Origin of the sequence: Pseudomonas sp. BGI-2 (genome assembly GCF_004310295.1) — a bacterium.
Taxonomy (GTDB): Bacteria; Pseudomonadota; Gammaproteobacteria; order Pseudomonadales; family Pseudomonadaceae; genus Aquipseudomonas.
The window spans coordinates 1-24,220 of sequence record NZ_SISB01000007.1 but is presented as its reverse complement, the minus strand read 5'-3'; the positions used below and the strand labels follow the sequence as shown (position 1 = coordinate 24,220).

At 58.0% G+C, this 24,220-nt stretch carries 21 protein-coding genes, 4 tRNA genes, 1 pseudogene and 1 riboswitch; of the genes and pseudogenes, 15 read left to right on the top strand and 11 right to left on the bottom strand.

The window, feature by feature from the left end:
• Positions 1-16 precede the first annotated feature (16 nt).
• From astA to astE, 5 genes are all read left to right on the top strand, one after another.
• The gene (gene astA / locus EYC95_RS06930; RefSeq protein WP_131059689.1) at positions 17-1,042 is read left to right on the top strand and encodes an arginine N-succinyltransferase; all 1,026 of its coding nucleotides are present in this window, start codon (positions 17-19) and stop codon (positions 1,040-1,042) included.
• Positions 1,039-2,508 carry a succinylglutamate-semialdehyde dehydrogenase gene (gene astD / locus EYC95_RS06925; protein ID WP_165557437.1) on the top strand — a complete coding sequence of 490 codons (1,470 nt, stop codon included), beginning with the start codon at positions 1,039-1,041 and terminating at the stop codon, positions 2,506-2,508. Before astA ends, astD begins: the two co-directional genes overlap by 4 nt.
• 167 nt (positions 2,509-2,675) lie before the next feature.
• The gene (astB, locus tag EYC95_RS06920) at positions 2,676-4,022 is read left to right on the top strand and encodes an N-succinylarginine dihydrolase (protein ID WP_131059687.1); all 1,347 of its coding nucleotides are present in this window, start codon (positions 2,676-2,678) and stop codon (positions 4,020-4,022) included.
• Positions 4,023-4,041: 19 nt separating this feature from the next.
• Complete coding sequence (locus tag EYC95_RS06915; RefSeq protein WP_033056735.1) at positions 4,042-4,329, top strand: hypothetical protein; 288 nt, start codon at positions 4,042-4,044, stop codon at positions 4,327-4,329.
• A gap of 12 nt (positions 4,330-4,341) precedes the next feature.
• Positions 4,342-5,352 carry a succinylglutamate desuccinylase gene (astE, locus tag EYC95_RS06910; RefSeq protein WP_131059686.1) on the top strand — a complete coding sequence of 337 codons (1,011 nt, stop codon included), beginning with the start codon at positions 4,342-4,344 and terminating at the stop codon, positions 5,350-5,352.
• A 122-nt stretch (positions 5,353-5,474) separates the two neighbouring features.
• On the opposite strand, the gene EYC95_RS06905 is transcribed toward astE, so the two are convergent.
• A complete protein-coding gene (locus EYC95_RS06905; protein WP_131059685.1) occupies positions 5,475-5,984 on the bottom strand; it encodes a 6,7-dimethyl-8-ribityllumazine synthase in 510 nt (169 codons plus the stop codon).
• 102 nt (positions 5,985-6,086) lie between these two features.
• Positions 6,087-6,257, bottom strand: a riboswitch (FMN riboswitch).
• Between the two features lie 195 nt (positions 6,258-6,452).
• Between EYC95_RS06905 and ltaE the strand changes: the two genes are divergently transcribed.
• The 7 genes from ltaE (at position 6,453) to EYC95_RS06870 (ending at position 12,416) form a co-directional block, all read left to right on the top strand.
• A complete protein-coding gene (gene ltaE, locus EYC95_RS06900; protein ID WP_131059684.1) occupies positions 6,453-7,457 on the top strand; it encodes a low-specificity L-threonine aldolase in 1,005 nt (334 codons plus the stop codon).
• Positions 7,458-7,603: 146 nt separating this feature from the next.
• On the top strand, positions 7,604-10,222 hold the full coding sequence (alaS, locus tag EYC95_RS06895; protein ID WP_131059683.1) for an alanine--tRNA ligase: 2,619 nt from the start codon (positions 7,604-7,606) through the stop codon (positions 10,220-10,222).
• A 90-nt stretch (positions 10,223-10,312) separates the two neighbouring features.
• Complete coding sequence (locus EYC95_RS06890; RefSeq protein ID WP_008033100.1) at positions 10,313-11,554, top strand: aspartate kinase; 1,242 nt, start codon at positions 10,313-10,315, stop codon at positions 11,552-11,554.
• A 188-nt stretch (positions 11,555-11,742) separates the two neighbouring features.
• Positions 11,743-11,931, top strand: coding sequence for a carbon storage regulator CsrA (gene csrA, locus EYC95_RS06885; protein ID WP_003178872.1), 189 nt, complete (start codon positions 11,743-11,745; stop codon positions 11,929-11,931).
• A gap of 62 nt (positions 11,932-11,993) precedes the next feature.
• Positions 11,994-12,084, top strand: a tRNA-Ser gene (locus EYC95_RS06880).
• Between the two features lie 107 nt (positions 12,085-12,191).
• Positions 12,192-12,268, top strand: a tRNA-Arg gene (locus EYC95_RS06875).
• 71 nt (positions 12,269-12,339) lie between these two features.
• Positions 12,340-12,416, top strand: a tRNA-Arg gene (locus EYC95_RS06870).
• Positions 12,417-12,435: 19 nt separating this feature from the next.
• Here EYC95_RS06870 and EYC95_RS06865 read toward each other — a convergent pair.
• Positions 12,436-12,954, bottom strand: coding sequence for a cell envelope protein SmpA (locus EYC95_RS06865; RefSeq protein ID WP_131059682.1), 519 nt, complete (start codon positions 12,952-12,954; stop codon positions 12,436-12,438).
• Positions 12,955-13,273: 319 nt separating this feature from the next.
• Between EYC95_RS06865 and mgtE the strand changes: the two genes are divergently transcribed.
• Positions 13,274-14,716 carry a magnesium transporter gene (gene mgtE / locus EYC95_RS06860; protein WP_131059681.1) on the top strand — a complete coding sequence of 481 codons (1,443 nt, stop codon included), beginning with the start codon at positions 13,274-13,276 and terminating at the stop codon, positions 14,714-14,716.
• Between the two features lie 204 nt (positions 14,717-14,920).
• Here the strand turns inward: mgtE and EYC95_RS06855 are convergent, their stop codons facing one another.
• Positions 14,921-15,247, bottom strand: a complete 327-nt coding sequence (locus EYC95_RS06855) for an Arc family DNA-binding protein (RefSeq protein WP_003178899.1) — start codon at positions 15,245-15,247, stop codon at positions 14,921-14,923.
• A 385-nt stretch (positions 15,248-15,632) separates the two neighbouring features.
• On the opposite strand from EYC95_RS06855, the gene phnN reads away from it, so the two are divergent.
• On the top strand, positions 15,633-16,205 hold the full coding sequence (phnN, locus tag EYC95_RS06850) for a phosphonate metabolism protein/1,5-bisphosphokinase (PRPP-forming) PhnN (RefSeq protein ID WP_131059680.1): 573 nt from the start codon (positions 15,633-15,635) through the stop codon (positions 16,203-16,205).
• On the opposite strand, the gene EYC95_RS06845 is transcribed toward phnN, so the two are convergent.
• The gene (locus EYC95_RS06845) at positions 16,180-16,359 is read right to left on the bottom strand and encodes a PA3371 family protein (RefSeq protein ID WP_131059679.1); all 180 of its coding nucleotides are present in this window, start codon (positions 16,357-16,359) and stop codon (positions 16,180-16,182) included. The two genes, phnN and EYC95_RS06845, sit on opposite strands and share 26 nt — an antisense overlap.
• A 22-nt stretch (positions 16,360-16,381) precedes the next feature.
• A complete protein-coding gene (locus tag EYC95_RS06840) occupies positions 16,382-16,615 on the bottom strand; it encodes a hypothetical protein (RefSeq protein ID WP_131059678.1) in 234 nt (77 codons plus the stop codon).
• Between the two features lie 290 nt (positions 16,616-16,905).
• Here EYC95_RS06840 and EYC95_RS06835 point away from each other — a divergent pair.
• Positions 16,906-16,982 (top strand) — tRNA-Arg (locus EYC95_RS06835).
• Between the two features lie 271 nt (positions 16,983-17,253).
• On the opposite strand, the gene EYC95_RS06830 is transcribed toward EYC95_RS06835, so the two are convergent.
• From EYC95_RS06830 to EYC95_RS06805, 6 genes and pseudogenes are all read right to left on the bottom strand, one after another.
• Positions 17,254-17,604: a copper-binding protein gene (locus EYC95_RS06830; protein ID WP_131059677.1), complete on the bottom strand. Its 351-nt coding sequence runs from the start codon at positions 17,602-17,604 to the stop codon at positions 17,254-17,256.
• Positions 17,601-20,759: an efflux RND transporter permease subunit gene (locus EYC95_RS06825; RefSeq protein ID WP_131059676.1), complete on the bottom strand. Its 3,159-nt coding sequence runs from the start codon at positions 20,757-20,759 to the stop codon at positions 17,601-17,603. Before EYC95_RS06825 ends, EYC95_RS06830 begins: the two co-directional genes overlap by 4 nt.
• Positions 20,756-22,240 carry an efflux RND transporter periplasmic adaptor subunit gene (locus EYC95_RS06820; RefSeq protein ID WP_131059675.1) on the bottom strand — a complete coding sequence of 495 codons (1,485 nt, stop codon included), beginning with the start codon at positions 22,238-22,240 and terminating at the stop codon, positions 20,756-20,758. Before EYC95_RS06820 ends, EYC95_RS06825 begins: the two co-directional genes overlap by 4 nt.
• On the bottom strand, positions 22,237-23,493 hold the full coding sequence (locus EYC95_RS06815) for a TolC family protein (RefSeq protein ID WP_131059674.1): 1,257 nt from the start codon (positions 23,491-23,493) through the stop codon (positions 22,237-22,239). Before EYC95_RS06815 ends, EYC95_RS06820 begins: the two co-directional genes overlap by 4 nt.
• A gap of 99 nt (positions 23,494-23,592) precedes the next feature.
• The gene (locus EYC95_RS06810; RefSeq protein WP_131059673.1) at positions 23,593-23,934 is read right to left on the bottom strand and encodes a hypothetical protein; all 342 of its coding nucleotides are present in this window, start codon (positions 23,932-23,934) and stop codon (positions 23,593-23,595) included.
• Between the two features lie 155 nt (positions 23,935-24,089).
• A pseudogene (locus EYC95_RS06805) lies at positions 24,090-24,220 on the bottom strand (nickel/cobalt efflux protein RcnA); the annotation flags it as partial.

Here is a 24,220-nt window from a genome sequence, read left to right as displayed (position 1 = left end):
CGTTTGAGGAGATAGCATGATCGTTCGTCCCGTACGCAGCAGCGATTTACCCGCTCTGATCGACCTGGCCCGCAGCACCGGCACCGGCCTGACCACTTTGCCGGCCAACGAAGAACGTCTGGCCCATCGGGTCGGCTGGGCCGAGAAGACCTTCCGCGGCGAAGCCGGGCGGGGCGATGCGGACTACCTGTTCGTACTCGAAGACGATGACGGCCGCGTGGTGGGCATTTCCGCCATTGCCGGCGCCGTCGGCCTGCGTGAGCCTTGGTACAACTTCCGGGTTGGCCTGACCGTCAGCGCCTCGCAAGAGCTGAACATTTACCGCGAGATCCCGACGCTGTTCCTGGCCAACGACCTGACCGGCAACTCCGAATTGTGCTCGCTGTTCCTCCACGCCGATTACCGCACGGGCCTCAACGGCCGCATGCTGGCCAAGGCGCGGATGCTGTTCATCGCCGAGTTCTCACAGCTGTTTGGCAACAAGATCATTGCCGAGATGCGCGGCGTGTCCGACGAAGCCGGGCGCTCGCCATTCTGGGAAAGCCTGGGCCGCCACTTCTTCAAGATGGAATTCAGCCAGGCCGACTACCTGACGGGCGTGGGCAACAAGGCGTTCATCGCCGAACTGATGCCCAAATTCCCGCTGTACACCTGCTTCCTGTCGCCAGACGCGCGCAATGTCATCGGCCAGGTCCACCCGGACACCGAGCCGGCGCTGGCCATGCTCAAGAGCGAAGGTTTCAGTTATCAAGGCTATGTCGACATCTTCGACGCCGGCCCAGCGGTCGAGTGCGAAACCGGCAAGATCCGCGCCGTTCGCGACAGCCAGGCGCTGGTGTTGGCCATCGGCACGCCGGGTGACGACGCTACACCGTTCCTGGTTCACAACCGCAAGCGTGAAGACTGCCGGATCACTGCCGCGCCAGCACGCTTCGCCGCCGGCACGTTGGTCGTCGATCCGCTGACCGCCAAACGTCTTCAACTCAACGCCGGCGATCAAGTGCGCGCCGTTCCGTTGTCTGCTGCCAGGGAGTCGAAATAATGAATTCGCTATACATCGCAGGTGAATGGCTGGCCGGTCAGGGCGAAGCGTTCCAGTCGCTGAACCCGGTGACCCAGCAAGTGCTGTGGACCGGCGAAGGCGCTACTACCGCTCAGGTCGAGTCGGCCGTGCAGGCTGCACGTCAGGCGTTCCCGGGCTGGGCCCGTCGTACCCTGGAAGAACGCATTGCTGTGCTTGAAGCCTTTGCCGCCGCGCTGAAGAACCACGCTGACGAACTGGCCCGCACCATTGGTGAGGAAACCGGTAAACCATTGTGGGAAGCGGCGACCGAAGTGACCAGCATGGTCAACAAGATTGCGATCTCGGTGCAGAGCTACCGCGAGCGTACCGGCGAGAAGAGCGGCCCGCTGGGCGACGCCACCGCCGTGCTGCGCCACAAGCCACATGGCGTGGTGGCGGTGTTCGGGCCTTACAACTTCCCGGGTCATTTGCCGAACGGGCACATCGTGCCGGCGCTGCTGGCCGGTAACAGCGTGCTGTTCAAGCCAAGCGAACTGACCCCGAAAGTCGCCGAGCTCACGGTTAAATGCTGGATCGAAGCCGGCCTGCCGGCGGGCGTGTTGAACCTGCTGCAAGGCGCTCGCGAAACCGGTATCGCCCTGGCGGCGAACTCGGGCATCGACGGTTTGTTCTTCACTGGTTCCAGCCGCACCGGCAATCACCTGCACCAGCAATTCGCCGGTCGCCCGGACAAGATCCTCGCGCTGGAGATGGGCGGTAACAACCCGCTGGTGGTTGATCAGGTTGCAGATCTCGATGCTGCCGTTTACACCATCATCCAGTCGGCATTCATTTCCGCTGGCCAACGTTGCACCTGTGCCCGTCGCTTGCTGGTGCCGCAAGGCGCCTGGGGCGACACGTTGCTGGCGCGTCTGGTGGCGGTCAGTGCGACGATTGAAGTGGGTGCATTTGATCAGCAACCGGCACCGTTCATGGGCTCGGTGATTTCCCTCGGCGCGGCCAAAGCGCTGATGGATGCGCAAGAACACTTTCTGGCCAATGGCGCCGTGGCGCTGCTGGAAATGACTCAACCTCAGGCACAAGCCGCGTTGCTGACCCCAGGCATTCTGGACGTGACGGCAGTCGCCGATCGTCCTGACGAAGAGCTGTTCGGTCCGCTGCTGCAAGTGATCCGCTACGCTGATTTTGAAGCGGCGATCGCTGAAGCCAACGACACCGACTATGGCTTGGCGGCCGGGTTGCTGTCGGATTCCGAAGCGCGTTATCAGCAGTTCTGGCTGGAAAGCCGTGCCGGCATCGTCAACTGGAACAAGCAACTGACCGGTGCCGCAAGCAGCGCGCCATTCGGCGGCGTCGGCGCCTCGGGCAACCACCGCGCCAGCGCCTACTACGCCGCGGATTACTGCGCGTACCCGGTGGCCTCGCTGGAAACGCCGAGCCTGGTGTTGCCTGCCTCGTTGACGCCCGGCGTGCGAATGGCGTAACGGCCATTCGCGGGCAAGCCTCGCTCCTACGGGATTTGTGGTGTGTGCCGATCATGCGGACGACACAAAACCTGTAGGAGCGAGGCTTGCCCGCGAAGGCCGCGACTCGCTCTTACTGAACAGTTACCAGATGCCTATAACAACAGATTCTCGTGGAGCCCTCGCTGATGAAATCCTATGAAGTCAATTTTGACGGTCTAGTGGGGCCGACCCATAACTACGGCGGTTTGTCCTACGGCAACGTCGCTTCCCAGAGCAACAGCCAGCAGTCTTCGAATCCGAAGGAAGCCGCGCTGCAAGGCTTGGCGAAAATGAAAGCGCTGATGGAAATGGGCTTCCAGCAAGGCGTTCTGGCACCCCAGGAACGTCCTGACGTCGCCGCCCTGCGCCGCTTGGGTTTCAGCGGCACCGACGCGCAAGTGATCGAACAAGCCGCCAAAGATGCGATGCCATTGCTGGTCGCCAGTTGCTCGGCGTCGAGCATGTGGGTGGCCAACGCCGCCACAGTCAGCCCGAGTGCCGACACTGCCGACGGTCGAGTGCATTTCACTGCCGCCAACCTCAACTGCAAATACCACCGCAGCATCGAACACCCGACCACCAGCCGCGTGCTGGGGGCGATGTTCGCTGACCAGAAGCACTTCGCTCACCACGCCGCTTTGCCGGCAGTGGCACAGTTCGGCGATGAAGGCGCGGCCAACCACACCCGTTTCTGCCGTGAATACGGTGAAGCCGGCGTCGAGTTCTTCGTGTTCGGTCGCAGTGCGTTCGACACCCGCTACCCGGCGCCACAGAAGTACCCGGCGCGCCAGACCCTCGAAGCCTCTCAAGCCGTTGCTCGCCTGCACGGCTTGAGCGATGACGGCGTGGTCTACGCCCAGCAGAACCCTTCGGTGATCGATCAGGGCGTGTTCCATAACGACGTGATCGCGGTGGGTAACGGTGAAGTGCTGTTCTATCACGAGGACGCGTTCCTCGACACCGACCAGATGCTCGCTGAACTGCAAGGCAAACTCGCAAAATTCGGTGGGAAATTCCAGTCAATCTGCGTACCGCGTTCGGCCGTAACCGTCGAAGACGCCGTTCGTTCCTACCTGTTCAATAGCCAGTTGTTGACGCGTCCTGACGGTTCGATGCTGTTGATCGTGCCGGAAGAGTGCCGTGGCAACGAGCGCGTCTGGCAATACCTGCAAGGCCTGACCAGCTCCGGCGGCCTGATCCGCGAAGTGAAGGTTTTCGATCTGAAACAAAGCATGCAAAACGGCGGTGGCCCGGCGTGCCTGCGGTTGCGTGTCGCACTGAACGAAACCGAACTGGCGGCCGTCAATCCAGGGGTTATCATGACGGCACCGTTGTACGGCACGCTGACCGAGTGGGTCGACAAGCACTACCGCGACCGCATGACCGAAAACGATCTTGCGGACCCGCAATTGCTGCTTGAGTGCCGGACGGCACTGGATGAACTGACGCAAATCCTTAAACTGGGCGCGGTTTATCCATTCCAGATCAATTGAACGTCGAGAGCGTAAAAACATGAGCGATACCCTGCAGCTGATCCTTGAAGACACCGACGGCACGCAACTGGAAACCTCCTGCACCCGCGTCGCGGTCATGTGGCAAGGTAAAGAGCTGTGGATCCAGCAGGACGGCCGCGGCCAACTGCTGATCGGCGTGGATGTTGAAGAAGGTGACGCTGAATACGCCAACCTGCTGCTGCGCCCATTGGCGACTAATCTGGTAAGTCTGCAACTGGAAATGGAACCGGCTGAAGTCGGCGACGAAGACCACGTGCATGGCCCGGATTGCGCACACGACCACTAAGGAAACCGCTCTATGCTCGCCCTCGGCAAACTGCTTGAACTGACCCTCGCCGGCCGCGAACCGGCGGAGAAGACTCAACTGACTGTCGAAGGCGTGCGCATGCGCTGGTTGAGCGAAGGTGCGCTGGAAGTCCGGCCACCTGAAGCTCGCAACAACGGCCAGGACCTGCTGCTATCAGCCGGTATCCACGGCAACGAAACAGCGCCGATCGAGCTGCTCGATCGCCTGTTGCATGACATTGCCCGCGGCGACTTGAAGCCGCGCGCACGTATTCTGTTCCTGTTCGGCAATCCGGAAGCGATTCGCAAAGGCGAGCGCTTTATCGAACAGGACGTCAATCGGCTGTTCAACGGCCGTCACGAACAAACCAGTGGCTCTGAAGCCCGGCGCGCGTGTGAGCTTGAGCGGCTGGCGGCGAGTTTCTTCAGCCTGCCGGACCGCAACCGTCTGCACTACGACCTGCACACCGCGATTCGTGGCTCGAAAATCGAACAGTTCGCGTTGTATCCCTGGAAAGAAGGGCGCCAGCATTCACGCCTGGAGCTGGCCCGCTTGCGTGCTGCCGGCATGGAAGCGGTGCTGTTGCAGAACAAGTCGTCGATCGTTTTCAGCTCTTACACCTACGACAAACTGGGTGCCGAGTCTTTCACCCTTGAGTTGGGTAAGGCGCGGCCATTCGGGCAGAACGACGGGGTTAACGTCTCACTGCTCGAGACCCGCCTCAAACAGATCATCGAAGGTAGCGAGCCAGCGGTGACTGAAGAATGCCTGGACGGTTTGCAGTTGTTTAGCGTGGCGCGGGAAATCATCAAGCACAGCGATAGCTTCCGCCTGAACCTGCCGGCGGACATCGAGAACTTTTCGGAGTTGGATGTAGGTTACGTGCTGGCCGAAGACATCGCCCAGACCCGCTGGATCATCGAAGAGAAGGGCGCCCGGATCATCTTCCCGAACCCCAAAGTCAAAAACGGCCTGCGCGCCGGCATCCTGATCGTGCCGACCACCGACGAAAACCTGGCCTGAAAATTATCGCCGCCCCCTGTAGGAGCGAGGCTTGCCCGCGAAGGCGATTTCATAATCAACAGTGATGTTGAATTTACAATCGCCTTCGCGGGCAAGCCTCGCTCCAGGGGCTGGTTCGGTGTTTAGACGGCTACCGCACGCGGCTCGCTACGACACAACGCACGCATCTTGTGCAGCGTATCCGCACAGGTCTTCGCCGCTTCCTGGCCTTTATGCACGAAATGCTCGAAGAAGAACTTCTGATGTTCTTCGCCGGCATGGAAGTGGTGTGGGGTCAGGACTACCGAGAACACCGGCACTTCGGTTTCCAGTTGAACCTGCATCAGGCCGCTGATTACCGACTGGGCGACGAATTCGTGGCGGTAAATCCCGCCGTCGACCACCAGGCCTGCCGCGACGATGCCGGCATAACGACCGGACTTGGCCAGCAGTTTGGCGTGCAATGGAATTTCAAAGGCGCCGCCGACTTCGAAGAAATCGATGTCGGATTCCTGATAACCCTGAGCAATCATCTCGGCAACAAAGCCTTTACGGCTCTGATCAACGATTTCCTTGTGCCAGCAGGCTTGGATGAACGCAACGCGCTCGCCCTGATGGTGTTTGCTTTTGCTATCGATTGCGGTGGGTTGCATGTTCTGACTCCTGTTTATGAAAAAAACAGGGCATATGAATCGAATGGGATTTAAGGGTACGCACGCTCGCACGAATGCCCGCGGACGGCCCTTTGGCGCCAATCCCGTTCTCTCTTCATCCGGACTATGACCGTCGGCCCCGGGATCACACCGGGTCTGCTGACCTTGCCGCCAGTCACCGCCGAAGCCGTACTGTCACCAAGCGCTCGCGGGCTATGCGCATTGCGCGCAATTACCGCCGGTGGGGAGTTGCACCCCGCCCTGAGAACGTTTTGCCGCCAGATTGTCTGGCGGCGAAGCTTTTTAACACATATTTCCGAGCCGTGCATTGCTGCTATCTGATGATTGCTATCGACTTTTTTGCTCGCTTGACGCCTCTTTTCCTTCGTCCGGGGTTGATTAATCGTCGTCATGACCTCAGTAATTCCTGACTGAAAGGGATTTTCCCTGCTTACCGAGGCCAGATTCATGAGCGTTATCGATCTTCGCAGCGACACCGTTACCCAACCGACCGCCGGGATGCTCGACGTGATGGCCAGTGCGGCCACCGGTGACGACGTCTATGGCGAGGATCCGACGGTCAATCGTCTGGAAGCGGAATTGGCAAAACGACTGGGTTTTGCCGCTGCGTTGTTCGTGCCAACAGGCACCATGAGCAACCTGCTGGGGTTGATGGCTCATTGCGAACGCGGTGACGAGTACATCGTCGGCCAGCAGGCGCACACGTATAAGTACGAAGGTGGCGGTGCGGCGGTACTCGGCTCGATCCAGCCGCAGCCGCTGGAAGTGCAGTCCGACGGCTCGCTGGACCTCGCGCATGCCGCCGCCGCGATCAAACCGGACGACTTCCATTTCGCCCGTACGCGGTTGCTGGCGCTGGAAAACACTATGCAGGGCAAAGTCCTGCCGCTGGAGTATCTCGCCCGGGCGCGCAGCTTCACCCGTGAGCATGGGCTGGCCCTGCACCTGGACGGCGCCCGGCTCTACAACGCGGCCGTCAAGTTGGGTGTTGATGCCCGCGAGATCACTCAGCACTTCGATTCGGTCTCGGTCTGCCTGTCCAAGGGCCTGGGTGCGCCGATCGGTTCGGTGTTGTGCGGCTCGGAGGCGTTGATTGGCAAGGCACGTCGCCTGCGCAAGATGGTCGGTGGCGGCATGCGCCAGGCAGGTCTTTTGGCGGCGGCGGGGCTTTATGCGCTGGATAACAACGTTCAGCGTTTGGCCGATGATCACGCCAACGCGCAATTTCTGGCCGACGGACTGCAAAAGGCCGGTTACGAAGTCGAACCGGTGCAGACCAACATGGTTTATGTGCAAATGGGCGACAAGGCCGAGGCGATCAAGACCTTTGCGGCCGAGCGCGGCATTAAGCTGAGCGCTGCCGGGCGTCTGCGGATGGTCACGCACATGGACGTCAGCGGCGCTCAAATCGAGCAAGTGATCGCGGCATTCGTCGAGTTTTCACGCAACTGACAGCGTTAGCCGTCCAATTGACCGTTTCTATCGTATAAACACGCTGTACCCCGCGCGCTGGGCCGATATAATGCGGCCCTTTGCCGTCGCTTCGTCTGTTGACGTTTCGCACAGGCCTTTGGCCGCAGCCTCCGTGGAAGAACCTAATGAAAAGCGCAGAAATCCGTGAAGCCTTCCTTCGCTTCTTCGAAGAGCAAGGCCACACCCGTGTAGCCTCCAGCTCTTTGATTCCGGGCAACGACCCAACCCTGCTGTTCACTAACGCGGGGATGAACCAGTTCAAGGACTGCTTCCTGGGCCAGGAAAAACGTGCCTACACCCGTGCGACCAGCAGCCAGAAATGCGTGCGCGCCGGTGGCAAGAACAGTGACCTGGAAAACGTCGGTTATACCGCTCGTCACCACACGTTTTTTGAAATGCTCGGTAACTTCAGCTTCGGTGACTATTTCAAGCACGATGCGATTACCTTCGCCTGGACGTTCCTGACCGGCGTTCTGAAACTGCCGAAGGAAAAACTCTGGGTCACTGTCTACGCCTCCGACGACGAAGCGTATGACATCTGGACCCAGCAAATCGGTGTGCCAGCCGAGCGCATGATCCGCATCGGCGACAACAAAGGCGCGCCTTACGCGTCCGACAACTTCTGGACCATGGGCGATACCGGCCCGTGCGGACCATGCACCGAGATTTTCTACGATCACGGCGACCACATCTGGGGCGGCCCACCGGGTTCGCCGGAAGAAGACGGCGACCGTTACATCGAGATCTGGAACAACGTGTTCATGCAGTTCAACCGCACCGCCGACGGCGTGTTGCATCCGTTGCCAGCGCCGTCGGTGGATACCGGCATGGGCCTGGAGCGGATCAGTGCGGTGATGCAGCACGTGCATTCGAACTATGAAATCGACCTGTTCAAGAATCTGCTGAGCGCGTCGGCCGAGGCTATCGGTTGCAGCAATGGCGATCAGTCTTCGCTCAAGGTTGTTTCCGACCACATTCGTTCGTGCGGTTTCCTGATTGCCGACGGCGTGCTGCCGTCCAACGAGGGGCGCGGCTACGTATTGCGCCGGATCATTCGTCGCGCTTGCCGCCACGGCAACAAGCTGGGCGCAACCGGCAGCTTCTTCTACAAAATCGTCGCGGCGCTGGTCGCCGAGATGGGCGAAGCTTTCCCGGAGCTCAAGAAGCAGCAGAGCAACATCGAGCGCGTGCTCAAGGCTGAAGAAGAGCAGTTCTCCAAGACGTTGGAGCATGGCCTGAAGATTCTCGAGCAGGACCTGCTGGAACTCAAAGGCACTGTGGTGCCGGGCGACGTGGTGTTCAAGCTCTACGACACCTACGGTTTTCCGATGGACCTGACTGCGGACATCGCTCGCGAGCGCAACCTGACCGTCGACGAAGCCGGTTTCGAGCGTGAGATGGAAGCCCAGCGTGTTCGCGCGCGTTCGGCCAGCTCGTTCGGTCTGGACTACAACACGCTGGTCAAGGTTGACGTGGCCACCGAGTTCACTGGCTACAAGGCCACCAGCGGTTCGGCGAAAATTGTCGCCCTCTATAAAGAAGGCCAGTCGGTCGACGTATTGAGTGAAGGCGAAGAAGGCGTAGTCGTTCTCGATCAGACGCCGTTCTACGCTGAATCCGGCGGCCAGATCGGCGATTGCGGTTATCTGCAATCGAGCAACGGTCGTTTCGACGTGCGTGACACCACCAAGACCGGCGGCGCGTTCCTGCACCACGGCGTGTTGGCATCGGGTAACCTGACCATCGGCTCGCCGGTTGAAACCCACGTTGAAGCCGACGTGCGCCATGCGACCTCGCTGAACCACTCGGCGACTCACTTGCTGCACGCCGCGTTGCGTCAGGTGCTGGGCGATCACGTTCAGCAGAAAGGCTCGTTGGTCGACAGTCAGCGCCTGCGCTTTGACTTCAGCCACTTCGAAGCCATCAAGCCTGAGCAACTGAAGGCCCTGGAAGACATCGTCAACGCCGAGATTCGCAAGAACTCCGCGGTTGAAACCGAAGAAACCGACATCGAAACCGCCAAGCAAAAAGGCGCCATGGCGCTGTTTGGCGAGAAGTACGGCGACAACGTGCGAGTGCTGAGCATGGGCGGTGATTTCTCCGTCGAGCTGTGCGGTGGCATCCACGCCAACCGTACCGGGGACATCGGCCTGCTGAAAATCATCAGCGAAGGCGGTGTGGCCTCTGGTGTGCGTCGTATCGAAGCAGTCACCGGTGCCGCGGCACTGGCTTACTTGAACGCTGCAGAAGAACAACTCAAGGAAGCGGCCAACCTGGTCAAGGGCAGCCGCGACAACCTGATCGACAAGCTGTCGGCTGTGCTGGAGCGCAACCGTCTGCTGGAGAAGCAACTCGAGCAGTTGCAGGCCAAGGCTGCCAGCGCGGCGGGCGACGATCTGTCGGCTTCCGCGCTAGACGTCAAAGGCGTAAAAGTGCTGGCCGTGCGTCTGGACGGTCAGGACGGCAAGGCGCTGCTGGCGCTGGTCGATCAGCTGAAAAACAAACTCGGCCGCGCAGTGATCCTGCTCGGCAGTGTCCATGAGGAAAAGGTCGTTCTGGTTGCAGGCGTAACCAAAGACCTGACTGGCCAACTCAAAGCCGGTGATTTGATGAAGCAAGCCGCTGCGGCAGTAGGCGGGAAGGGCGGTGGTCGTCCAGACATGGCGCAAGGCGGTGGTACTGACGCAGGCGCACTGGATGCGGCACTGGCCCTGACTGTTCCATTTGTAGAGCAGGGTTTATAAGGCAGAGTGTCCGGCCCGCAGTAGTGGCGGGCCAGAACGCTGTTTGAGTGATTATTTTGGGCGCCCTTCATGGGCAGAGGCGGCTTTGAAATGGCTTTGATCGTACAGAAATTTGGAGGCACCTCAGTCGGCACTGTCGAGAGAATCGAGCAGGTCGCCGACAAGGTTAAGAAATTCCGCGATGCCGGCGACGACCTGGTGGTTGTCTTGTCTGCAATGAGCGGCGAAACCAACCGTCTGATCGATCTGGCCAAGCAAATCAGTGGCGACGGCCAGCCGGTTCCGCGTGAGCTGGATGTGATCGTTTCCACGGGCGAGCAGGTGACGATTGCACTGTTGGCCATGGCGCTGATCAAGCGCGGCGTGCCAGCGGTGTCCTACACCGGTAATCAGGTGCGGATTCTGACGGACAGCGCGCACAATAAAGCGCGTATCTTGCAGATTGATGACCAGAAGATTCGCGGTGATCTGAAGGCAGGTCGTGTGGTGGTTGTCGCCGGTTTCCAGGGCGTCGACGAGCACGGCAACATCACCACCCTCGGTCGTGGCGGTTCCGACACCACCGGCGTGGCGCTGGCAGCAGCCTTGAAGGCTGATGAATGCCAGATCTACACCGATGTCGATGGCGTCTACACCACCGACCCGCGTGTGGTGTCCGTGGCTCAGCGCCTGGACAAGATTACCTTTGAAGAGATGCTGGAAATGGCCAGCCTCGGTTCCAAGGTATTGCAGATCCGTGCGGTGGAATTCGCCGGCAAGTACAACGTTCCGCTGCGCGTACTGCACAGCTTCAAGGAGGGTCCGGGCACCCTCATTACTATTGATGAAGAGGAAACCATGGAACAGCCGATCATTTCCGGCATCGCTTTCAATCGCGATGAAGCCAAGCTGACCATCCGTGGCGTGCCAGACACCCCGGGCGTTGCATTCAAGATTCTTGGCCCGATCAGTGCCGCGAACATCGAAGTCGACATGATCGTGCAGAACGTTGCGCACGATAACACCACCGACTTCACCTTCACCGTGCACCGCAATGACTTCCAGGCCGCACAAACCGTGCTGGAAAACACCGCTCGCGAGATCGGTGCCCGTGAAGTGGTGGGTGACATCAAGATCGCCAAGGTCTCGATCGTCGGCGTCGGCATGCGTTCCCACGCAGGCGTGGCCAGCCGCATGTTCGAATCCCTGGCGAAAGAAAGCATCAACATCCAGATGATCTCGACGTCGGAAATCAAAGTCTCCGTTGTGATCGAAGAGAAGTATCTGGAGCTGGCTGTGCGCGCTCTGCACACGGCTTTCGAACTGGACGCACCGGCCCGAACGGGCGAGTGATGCGTTTGCCAAAGGGCGCGGTCTGACCGCGCCCTTTGTCTTTTTTGAATAGCGCGACCCAGGAACTGTTCTTTTGCTCGCGCTGGTCAATACTCAGGCATGTAGGGCTGCGATCGTTCCGGTTGTAGGTCGAGTGCCTTTTTTTTGCAGACTGTTGTCCCTGAAATGAAATGCGTGAGGAGAAAGGTATGCTGATTCTGACTCGTCGGTGCGCAGAAAGCCTGATTATTGGTGATGGCGAAATCACCGTGACCGTGCTCGGCGTCAAAGGAAATCAAGTGCGTATTGGCGTTAACGCACCTAAAGAGGTTGCGGTTCACCGCGAGGAAATCTACTTGCGGATCAAGAAAGAGAAGGACGACGAACCAAGCCATTAATTTTTATCGTTTTTTATGTTTGCAAACGGGGAAGAAGCTGGTTAATATACGCCCCGTGTTGCGGAGAGCTGGCCGAGTGGCCGAAGGCGCTCCCCTGCTAAGGGAGTACACCTCAAAAGGGTGTCGGGGGTTCGAATCCCCCGTTCTCCGCCATTATTTGCGTAGTACGTTGTAATCTGGCTTTTTCGGTAAGTGTTTGAAATTACTAGAAAAAGTGCTTTACATAGAGATTAGACGGCCTATAATGCGCGGCAACAAATGCACTCGTAGCTCAGCTGGATAGAGTACTCGGCTACGAACCGAGCGGTCACAGGTTCGAATCCTGTCGAGTGCACCATTTAAGAGTTGTTTGCAGTAATGTGAATGACTTGGCTTCAACCAGTTGTGATCTGGTATAAAAACACAAATGCACTCGTAGCTCAGCTGGATAGAGTACTCGGCTACGAACCGAGCGGTCACAGGTTCGAATCCTGTCGAGTGCACCAAACACCAAAAAGCCCGCGTTTAACGCGGGCTTTTTGCCGTCTGGGATTTGGCTTTTCCCTTGGTACATCCTTTCTCATCGAACTCGACGTGTGCGCTACGACCTCGCTTGATGTCGTAGCGGTAGCTCGTTGCTGAATTCCTGATACTGATCTTGTCGGGCTTGCCCAGAGCACTCTCGACGTCCTGTTGTGTCATGCCGGCGACTATCCGTTGATTGATGATTGCTTCGCGACGTTCCTTGGCAGTCATCAGGTTTCCACACTTGTCCTCAGACTGGCCGACAACGGTTGGCTCCTTCCTTTTGATTTTCATTACGGGTGTTTCCCGGGCGTTAGCCTCCGGCATGAGCGCTACCGGGTTGCCGGGCATGAAGGTGCGCACATCCTGGAGAGAGAGACTTTCATCGTCCGTGCAGCTCAAGGTCGTGAAGGTGAGGCGGCCGTCGGGTGCTTCGCAGCGGTGAATGGTGGCTGCATGCAGCCGGGGCGAAAGGCAGAGCAGGCCAAGCAGTAAAAAATAAACAGTAATCGATGGCATCAAACGTCCTCCATGACGGTCCATGTCAGGGTAGCCGCTACATTTTTCGACGGGGGTGTGTTTTCTTTTCAGAATGAGTCGTCGCAGTTGGAGAGATCAGGACTGCACTCGGCTTTGTCTTGCAACCGCTTGTTTCAGCCACGATTTTTTAACGTTTAAAACCGTCGGGCGGTGTATCATTGCGCCCGTCAGCCCCGCCGGGGCTTGTGGAATACCTCCATGGACTTACCCAGTAGTTACTCAGTATCCCGTTTTTCCAATCATGAATTGACTGATTGATCCTTCCGGCGTGCCCCGCTGCTGGGAGTGGAGTTCGCCTATGTCTGAAGTTGAAGTAAAGAAAACGCAGGAAAGCTTGCAGGACCGCCTCGCTCAAGTCGTTGAGCTGCTGCAACGCCAGCGGGTGGTCGAAGACCTGACTCATCGTCAGGAAGGTCCGCATCACGAACGGGTCGAGAACCTGGTTCACCGGCAAAACCTCGTCGAGCTGCAACGCAAGCTTGATGATCTGCACTCCGCCGACGTTGCCTACATTCTTGAAGCCTTGCCGCTGGACGATCGTCTGACGCTCTGGCAATTGGTCAAGGCTGATCGCGACGGCGACATCCTCCTCGAAGTATCCGACTCGGTTCGTGAAACCCTGATCGCCGACATGGACGATCATGAGCTCCTGGCGGCGGCCAAGGACATGGACGCCGACGAACTTGCTGACCTGGCTTCCGAGCTGCCGCGAGACGTCGTCCACGAGCTGATGGAAACCCTCGATGGTCAACAGCGTGAGCGCGTGCGCTCCGCGTTGTCCTATGACGAGGAGCAGGTCGGTGCGCTGATGGACTTTGAGATGGTGACCATCCGTGAGGATGTCAGTCTCGAAGTCGTTCTGCGTTACCTGCGTCGTCTCAAGGAGCTGCCGGGCCACACCGACAAACTGTTTGTGGTCGACTACGACGGCGTGCTCAAGGGCGTGCTGCCAATCAAGCGTTTGCTGGTCAACGACCCGGAAAAACAGGTTTCGGAAGTCATGGCTAGCGACCCGGTGAGTTTTCACCCGGACGAGGACGCTTACGACGCCGCTCAGGCCTTCGAGCGTTACGACTTGATCTCGGCGCCTGTGGTCGACAAGAACGGTAAGCTGATCGGCCGCCTGACCATCGATGAAATGGTCGACCTGATTCGTGAAGAGAGCGAGAACGAAGTTCTCAACATGGCGGGTCTGCGTGAAGAAGAAGACATTTTCGCCTCCGTCTGGAAATCCCTGCGTAACCGTTGGGCCTGGCTGGCGGTCAACCTGATCACCGCATTCATCGCATCCCGGGTGATCGGCCTGTTCGAAGGCTCCATCGAAAAACTGGTTGCGCTGGCGGCATTGATGCCGATCGTGGCCGGTATTGGTGGCAACTCCGGCAACCAGACCATCACCATGATCGTTCGAGCCATGGCTCTGGACCAGGTAAGCACCGGCAATACGTCACGACTGATGCGCAAAGAACTGGCCGTCGGTTTGATCAATGGCTTGGTCTGGGGCGGCGTGATTGGCGTCGTGGCCTATCTGCTTTATGGCAGTTGGTCCCTGGGCGTGGTGATGACCGCTGCGATGACGCTTAACCTGCTGCTTGCGGCGTTGATGGGTGTTTTGATTCCGATGACCCTGGCGCGGCTTGGACGCGACCCTGCGATGGGGGCCAGTGTGATGATCACCGCCATGACCGACAGCGGCGGGTTCTTCATCTTCCTCGGGCTGGCGACGATTTTCCTGCTCTGATTTCCAACTGAAACCCGCTAATCGATTGGTAAAAACGACACTGTAGGAGCCTGGCTTGCCGGCGAAGGCGATCTCAAGCACGCCTTCGCCGGCAAGCCTGGCTCCTACAAGAGCAACTAACCCGCCCAATTGGCGGGTTTTTTATTGGCAAATTTCAGGCAAAAAAAAGCCAGCGATTATGCTGGCTTGAGCGTTCGGGTTGAATCAGGAAGCGTCTGCGGCCATTTCGGCGTCATGGGCAATCAGCGAAACAAGAGCATTTTGCTGACGGTGGGAGAGTTGGCGGAAGCGCTGCAGCAGTTCACGTTCGTGCAATGACAGCTCCGGGCTGTCCAGGCGCATGCTCAATTCTTCGCCCAGTGCACCTTCCTGAATAAGACTCTGCTCAAGGCGCGCAATGATTTCGGAGTTCATGCTGCGATGATGATTGCGAGCCACCTCGGCAATGCGTTCACGCATTCCGTCTGGCAGACGTACGACGAACTTGTCAGCCGTACGGCTGGAATAAATTGCCTGTTTCAATGGGCGCATATATTTAACCGGTTAGTTCAGGGGAGCGGTTCTCGGGATTGGCCGCAGGATGTCTGATACGACAAGGTCTCTGGCCAAATGTTCAACCTGAATTGATAGAGGCTCGCATCATGCCTCAAAGCAGCCATATCATTGGCGTCAATTCTGTGACAAATATTGAGCCGGGTAAAGGCGTTATGCCAGCACAATTTTCAGAAATGAGGACTGGTTTGAAAACTTTTCCCCACATCCGTATCGCTGACCGCGTTCTCTGTCCGTCAGGAGATGCCCGTAGACGCCTGAAGGTGCATGCTATGCGGATTCGATCTTTGGTCCTTACCTTATACAGGATAGTGGCAAATGGCCGATTTACTAGGGGCGGACCCGCAATGAGGGATGATTCAGGATGGATGGCAGGTTGATTTACTTGATGGGGCCTTCCGGATCCGGCAAGGACAGTCTCATCGAAGCGGCACGACTACCTTTACGCTCCATGAGCGGCGAAGTGGTGCGACGTGTCATCACGCGTTCCGCCGAATCCGTGGGCGAAGACGCCATCGGAGTTTCCCCCGAGGAATTCGCGCAACGTCGAGACAAGGGTGACTTCGCGATGTCGTGGCACGCCAATGGCCTGGATTACGGTATTCCGATCCAGATCGACCATTGGCTGAAGGACGGCCGTCATGTGTTGGTCAACGGTTCTCGGGGCCACCTCGCGCAGGCGCTAAAACGCTATCCCACGCTGTTGCCGGTGCTGTTGACGGTCAAGGATGAAGTGTTGCGCGAGCGCTTGCTGCGACGTGGCCGTGAGAGCGTTGAGGAAATCGAAGCGAGATTGCGCCGTAACGGGCTATTTGTGGCCGACGACTCACTCGGTGACACGAACATCCATCAACTCGACAACTCTGGCGAACTTGCTGTCACCGTTGAACATCTTCTGAATGTGCTGAAGCTCAGCGTAAAACCGGATCGAATTTGATTTTGCGCCCGACAATCAGCGCCAGCACGAACAGCGCGCCGAAAACGCCGCAGGCAATCAGGGGCGGGGTGGCGACCGCATCCGGGACCCATGACAAATGAACAATGCCGCTCAATAGGGCAAGGATCAAAAATCCTGCGGCTGATTTGGACATGCTGTGCTCCTGATAGGGTGATTCAAAATACCAAGCGTTCCGAAGGCTGCGACACCAGCGGGTAATTGTGCTGACTTGCATCCTGGCCAACAAAGCCGCGCTGATCGTTCATGACGGCCAATTGCGGGGCTTTTTGCAGCTGGAGGTAATGGGGCATCCGTTGCGCAACCTGCACAGCGCCATTCTCGGGAGCAAAATGAGAACCGAGCAGAACGGTAAGCGCGATCGCATTCGAGAGTAAAAGGACGCTGTTCATGAGGCTGGCCTCGGTTGTTCGTGAGAACAGCTAAAGCAGCCCGCGTGCCAAGAGTCTAACGGCTATTAAATCCTTTAAAAACAAAGAATTAACTTATTATTTAAAGAGGCCGTCGTTGCAAATTGCAATGGTGGGATTTTGAGAGGGTGCAATTTGCACGGTAAATTAAGCCACGGTGACGAGGGGCGTCTGCCTACACTTAAAAAGCACTACGGACGACATGACAAAAGCAGGCCTGCCCGTTAACATGCACGCCGTCCATCGCACTGCATTCCTTGCGGGCGATTTGTGTCTCAGTAGCTCAATTGGATAGAGCATCCCCCTCCTAAGGGGAAGGCTGGCAGTTCGAACCTGCCCTGGGACACCATTTAAATCAATGAGTTAGCGATTTTCCAGTTTGGTTCTTCGCTCATGCTTTCCATTTAGCCCCCACTTTAGCCCCCACTTCTTTACGTGTTCAGCTTTACATTTGAGGTTGAGCCTCTTTCGTTCTCCCAAACTGGAGCCTTGCTCTTTCTCACGGTCATCTGCACCTTCCCCGCGAGCAACATCACTGACGTATCGATTTTTCCGACAAGCAGATGTATTGGAAATGACCGGTACGACAAAACGTGACGGTCATTTACGCCGCTGCTGTTTTACTTTTTGATGGTCACAATTGTGGCTTTGCCGCCCTCTAGCCGAAACGAAAATGTCACGCGATCTCCCGTCGTCAGCCCTGTTAGCTGTTCTTCCGTTGCAGAAAAACCCATGGTCATCGGTGGCCATTGAACAGCTGGAACAGCGCCGTGAGAGATAGTCACCGTATGCTTCGTAGAATCGATAGCCTTAATCGTTCCGTCGGCGGTAGCGACTGGAGCCTGCTTTGTTTCCTGCTTCATCTGCATGCCCTCCATTTCGTCCATTTTCATGCCAGGCATATCCTCTGCGTGCGCCGAAAGAGATAACGTGAATAGGGTGCTTGCAACTGCAATCAGGGTCAGTTTCATACGACTTTTCCTTGAGGGTTGACGGGTTCAGATGAGAGGTGCCGGCGACGCATCAGGCGATAGGCTGCCGGAATGACAAACAGGGAAAGCAAGGGTGCCGTGATCATGCCGCCGACCATCGGCGCGGCGATGCGGCTCATCACTTCGCTACCAGTACCGCTGCCTAACAAAATGGGTAGAAGGCCGGCAATGATCACGGCCACGGTCATGGCTTTGGGTCGAACACGCTGCACGGCGCCTTCTCGAATGGCCTCAACGAGCCCGCGCTCAGTGTTGTCGCCGAGGTCTTCACGTTCGGCCCAAGCGTTCTTCAGGTAGAGCAGCATAATCACGCCAAATTCGGCAGACACTCCGGCCAGTGCGATAAAACCGACCCCGGTGGCGACTGACAGGTTGAATCCCAACAGATAGAGGAACCATGCTCCGCCAGTCAGTGCGAATGGCAGAGTGGCCATTATCAGCAGGGCCTCATCGAAGCGAGCAAAAGTCAGGTAGAGCAACACGAAGATGATCAACAGCGTGGCAGGCACCACTAGTTTAAGTCGTGCGTTGGCCCTTTCGAGAAACTCGAACTGCCCTGAATAACTCAGGCTCATGCCGGGCTGCAACTTGACCTGTGCATTGACGACCTGGCGTAGATCGGCGACTACCGAGGCAATGTCCCGGCCACGCACGTCGATATACACCCAGCCTGAAGGTCTTGCGTTCTCGCTCTTGAGCATCGGTGGACCGTCCGTGACCTTGACCTTCGCCACGGTGCCGAGGGTGATCTGGCTCCCCAGAGGGGTATAGATCGGCAATTGCTCCAGGGCGCCGAGTGAGTCACGCCATTCCCGTGGGTAACGTACGTTGATCGGGAAGCGTGCGAGCCCTTCAATGGTCTCGCCGACGTTTTCACCGCCGATAGCGCCGGCCACAATGGATTGCACATCGGCGATGTTCAGTCCGTAGCGGGCGGCGGCTTTGCGGTCGATATCCACATCGATATAGCGGCCACCGGTCAGTCGCTCGGCCAGAGCCGAACTGACACCGGGCACGCCCTTGGCCACTCGCTCGACGGCCTGAGTCGCGGCATCGATCTCCGATAGGTTGGTGCCGGCAACTTTTACTCCGATAGGACTCTTGATCCCCGTGGCAAGCATGTCGATACGGTTGCGAATCGGTGGTATCCAGATGTTCGTCAGCCCAGGGACTCGTACCACTCGATCCAGTTCTTCCACCAACTTTTCCGGGGTCATGCCTGGACGCCACTGCTCATGTGGTTTGAACTGGATCGTGGTTTCGAACATTTCCAATGGTGCCGGGTCGGTGGCGGTTTCAGCACGCCCCGCTTTACCGAAGACATGTTCGACCTCTGGAACGGTCTTGATCAGGCGGTCAGTCTGTTGCAGCAGTTGCGCGGCTTTCTGCGCCGATAATCCCGGCAGAGCAGAAGGCATATAGAGCAGGTCACCCTCGTCCAGCGGGGGGAGAAACTCGCCACCCAGTTGAGACATTGGCCATAGCGCACTGACAAAAACCAATAGCGCCACCAGCAGCGTGATCTTTGGTCGACGCAAGACTGCGTCCAGGGCTGGCTGATAAATCCGAATCAACCACCGGTTCAACGGGTTCTGTTGTTCACTGGGGATGCGCCCTCGAATCCAGTAGCCCATCAGCACCGGCACCAAGGTCACTGACAATCCCGCCGCTGCGGCCATGGCGTAGGTCTTGGTGAAGGCCAAAGGACCGAACAGCCGTCCCTCCTGAGCTTCCAGCGTGAACACCGGAATGAACGACAGGGTGATGATCAACAAACAGAAGAACAGCGCCGGGCCAACCTCTGCGGCTGCTTCGGTCATCACGTGCCAATGACGCTCACCTTTCAGTTCTTCCCCCGGATTGGCCGCGTGCCAAGCCTCAATCTTCTTGTGGGCGTTCTCGATCATCACTACGGCCGCATCGACCATGGCGCCGATGGCGATGGCTATCCCGCCCAAGGACATGATGTTGGCGTTGATGCCCTGGTAGCGCATGACGATGAAGGCAATCAGCACCCCCACCGGCAGCGAAATGATCGCCACCAGGGATGAGCGCAGGTGCCAGAGAAAGATCCCGCAGACCAGCGCGACAACGATGAACTCTTCGATGAGCTTGTGGCTGAGGTTTTCCACGGCGCGGTCGATCAGCTTACTGCGGTCGTAGGTGGTGACGATTTCCACACCAGCCGGCAGACTGCTTTTCAGTTCGTCGAGCTTGGTCTTGACCGCTGCAATGGTCTCGCGAGCATTCTTGCCGCTGCGCAAAATCACCACGCCGCCGACGGTCTCGCCTTCGCCGTCGAGTTCAGTAATGCCACGCCGCATTTCCGGTCCCAACTGAATCGTGGCGACATCGCCAAGGGTTACCGGTACACCGCCCGAACCCAGCTTGAGTGGGATCGCCCGAAAGTCATTGAGCGTCTTCAGGTATCCGGAAGCACGCACGATGAATTCGGTCTCTGCCATCTCCAGCACGGCACCACCGGTTTCCTGGTTGGCCTTGCCGATAGCTTCAGTCACCTCAGCCTGAGTGATACCGAGGCTGGCCAATTTGAGCGGATCGAGCTGCACCTGGTACTGCTTGACCATGCCGCCCACGGTGGCCACTTCCGCAACGTTTGGCAGGGTCTTGAGTTCGAACTTGAGGAACCAGTCCTGAAGTGCGCGAAGCTGTGCCAAATCGTGTCCGCCACTGCGATCCACCAGTGCGTACTGAAAGATCCAACCCACTCCAGTTGCATCCGGCCCCAACGCCGGCTTGGCACTGGAAGGCAACCGACTTTGTATCTGACTCAGGTATTCCAACACCCGCGAGCGGGCCCAATACAAGTCTGTGCCGTCCTCGAACAGCACGTAAACGAAGCTGTCACCGAAGAAGGAATAACCACGCACAGTCTTGGCGCCCGGCACTGAGAGCATGGTGGTGGACAACGGATAGGTCACTTGGTTCTCGACAATCTGCGGCGCTTGTCCCGGATAAGGAGTACGGATGATCACCTGAACATCGGAGAGATCCGGCAGCGCATCGATGGGCGTGCTCCGCACCGACCAAATGCCCCAAGCTGTGACAAACAGCGTCGCCAGTAGCACCAGGAATCGGTTGGCCACTGACCAACGAATCAGGGCAGCGATCATGGCTGGCTCCCCGATTTATCCAGACGCTCAACACGCAAACCATCATCGGTCTGGCTCACCGCAATCCGAACCTTATCGCCCGTTTTGAGGCCCTGCATCAGCGCCGGACTAGCGAGTGGGAACGTCATCGTCATACCCGGCATGCCCAGCGTCTTGAAGGGGCCATGGGCAAGTGTGACTTCTTTATCGTTGATCTCAACGATCTGCCCATCTGCTTCATGAAAGCTGGAGGCTGCTACACGGGGTGGTGACTCTTCCTCTGAGCGGGCAACAATGCCCTTTAGACTGGCCTCCGAATCGAGCAGGAACTGGCCAGAGGTAACCACCTTCTGTCCTTCTTCCAGACCTTTCAATATCGCCGTCTTGCCATCGCTTTCCTGCCCGAGTTGCACTTCCACGGGACTGTAGCGACCCGCATCTTCGGCGAGCATCACCAAGGCACGTCGGCCAGTGCGAATGACGGCCTCGCTCGGAACCCACAACACACTTTGCCCGGTCGAGCGGTTCAGGCGGACCTGCGCCGTCAAACCCGGCCTGAGGCGCCCGTCCGGATTGGGTAGTTCCACCCGCACACGAAGGGTGCGGCTGTCCGGATTGGTCTCGGGCAAAATCGCGCTGACCTTGCCATTAAGCATTGTCCCTGGGAAGGCCGGCAGACGCGCTTCGACCGCCTGTCCCACGGTGATCGATCCGGCATCCGATTCTGGAACAGCCACGGCTAACCAGACACTACTCAAGCCATTGACACGTGCCAGGGTGTCGCCGGTCGCCACGGTCATACCCGCGCGTACGTTCAGCTCTTGCAGCACACCGGCAATGGGACTGGTCAGAGTCAGGTACGGCTGAACCTTGCCGCCACGCTCCACCTGAGTAATCAGTGCTGCCGGCATCCCTGTGAGCCGCAGACGCTGACGCGCCGCAGCCAACAGGTCAGCATCACCGTTGCGCCTCAGGGCAAGAAACTCTGTCTGAGCAGCGGCCCACTCCGGCACCAGGATATCCGCCAACGCCGCATTGGCTTTGAGCACATCACCGGGAGCATGGGCATAGACCCGCTCCACAAAGCCAGTGGTGCGGGCCTGAATCACCGCGACATCACGTTCGTTGAACGTCAAGGCACCGGTCACGTCGAGGCTGGAATCAAAGATCCCACGGGTAACTGTCGCAAAACGCAGTCCGAGGTTTTGGGTGAGACTTGGATCGATACTGACGGCCGCCCGGTTCCCTGCGCTGCTGGCGTACTGAGGGACCAGTTGCATGTCCATGAAGGGGGACTTACCCGGCTTGTCGAACTTTTGTTGCGGGTACATAGGGTCGTACCAATACAGAGCCTTGCGGTCGTCCGGTGAATTGAGGCTCTGTTTCGGGGCGGTATTGGGTTCTTTGCTCATGCGCTGGTGAGCGAACCAGTAACCACCAGCAACACCCAATGCCAGCGAGATGCCTACCAGCAATGACCCGGTCCATTTTTTACCGATCATTGGCTGAACTCCCCATAAGCAAAATACAGACGCGCACTGGTCAGTGCTCGCTGCTCTTCGACGTCGATCTGTTTGAGGCGGGCTTCGATGAGTTCACGGCGGGCGGCAACAACAGCGTATAAATCGCCTTTGCCCGAGCGATAACTGGCCATGCTGAGTTCGACCTTTTCCTTGGCCAGCGGCAACAGACTTTCCTGGTTGCGACGCACGGCGCGATTCAGGCGCTCATAGTCAGCCAGTTCGTTTTCCAGTTGCTGGGTATGCTCACGTGACAGCGCTTCGCGCTCGGCCTCAAGCTGACTGAGTTCAGCCTGTTTGGCTGCAATTTTGGGGTTTTGGCGGGAGTCAGGAAACAGCGGCAGGTCCCAGGAAAATTGCACGCTGACCATATCGCCAAACTCCCGGCCTCGGCGCTGGTAATCCAGTTCCCAGCTCCAGTCCGACTGTTTCTCCGACACGGCTTCATGAACCTTGGCTTGCGCCTCTCGGGTCATCGGCGCAAACGCTGCCAACTCAGGGTGGTGTTGCAGTTTATGGAAGTAGCTTGAGGCATCGACGGGCCATTCTGGCAAGCTACCCACAGGCTTGTTGTTGGCGGCGGAGCCAATCCAGCGTTTGAGGGCTGCTCGGGCCTGCGCTCTCTGGAGAATCAGATCGTCCTGTTGCCCCGCCAGTTGTGCTGCTTCTTGCTTAGGTGTCACCGCGTCGGCGGGTTGAGCGCGGCCACCGGCAATCTGTGCCCGGACGATATCGCTCAGCAGGCGGTTTTCTTTGTAGAAGTCCTGGAACAGCGCATCTTTGCGCTCAATCGAGTAGCTACTGATCCAAGCTAACGCCGTGGACTGGCGTACCTTCAGACGTTCGACTCGACGCTCCGCAGCAGCGCGATCAACGGCCGCATCGGCGATCTCAATCCGTGCTTTGCGCTTGTCGCTGTTGGGCATCTCTTGCCTGACCCCGACCATTTGCATGGTCATGAAGTCCTGGTCAATGCTCCAGCGATCCGGACCGCCGATGGGGTAATTCTGCACCCCCAGCAGCAGCTTGGGGTCAGGTAGCTCACCGGCCGGAATAGCTGCGCTGCTGGCAGCCTGAATTTTGGCGTCTTGTGCGGTCAATGACGGTGCATTGTTTACGGCCAGCCGCAACGCTTCATCGAGTGTCAATGCGGCAGCGAAGCTTGGCAATGCCAGTACGCTTGCCGCCAGACCGGCCACGAGGGACCAGCCTGTGCAATAGCACTTAAAGTTCATGTTTACGATTCCTGTGATCATCCACTGCGTGCGTCAAAAGACATGCGCGCAGCTAGTCCATCCCGCTAATGCGGAATGAGGCTCAATGTGGGACAGGAATCAAACGCGAGGCGGGCGCCATACCCCGGACGGGGTCTGTACGGGCAGGGAATCACTAAAGAAGGAAAGCACTACGGGGCTGAATAAGGTTACAGGAGGTTTGAAGATCGAGACTTGCAGCATGCCGCCAGTCTTGCACTCCTGGCCCGGCTTGCAAGGTTTGCCGTGCTCGGAAGGGCTTTTCATATCGTTGCAACAGTCCATCTCCATGTCGTCCATCATCGCCATGCCCATCGTTTTCATTGGGCAAGGTTCTGTCGGTGCCTGAACGCCCGCCATCCCGCTGAGGGGAAGCGCCAGGCAGATCATGAAGATGAGGCAAAACCGCAAATAGCGTTTCATGGGCTGGAGTGTAGTCGCTGAAAATGGCTCATACAATTGGACGCACGGCGTAAACAATCTGCCGAAAGGCCTAACTCAGGCGATATCACCGAACCTGAATTAAGCCAGCATTACCGGCACAAAGTTAAAACAAAACCAACGAGTCTGATTCCAGGCTAGGCAGCACTCAAACCAATCCAGCCGTGAACCCCCACGTATAATCCGACCCCGATGATCAACACGCTGGACAAATAAGGTGCGCGACGCGCAACTGCGCCAAGCCAAGGCCAGCGATTGGAAGCTTGCT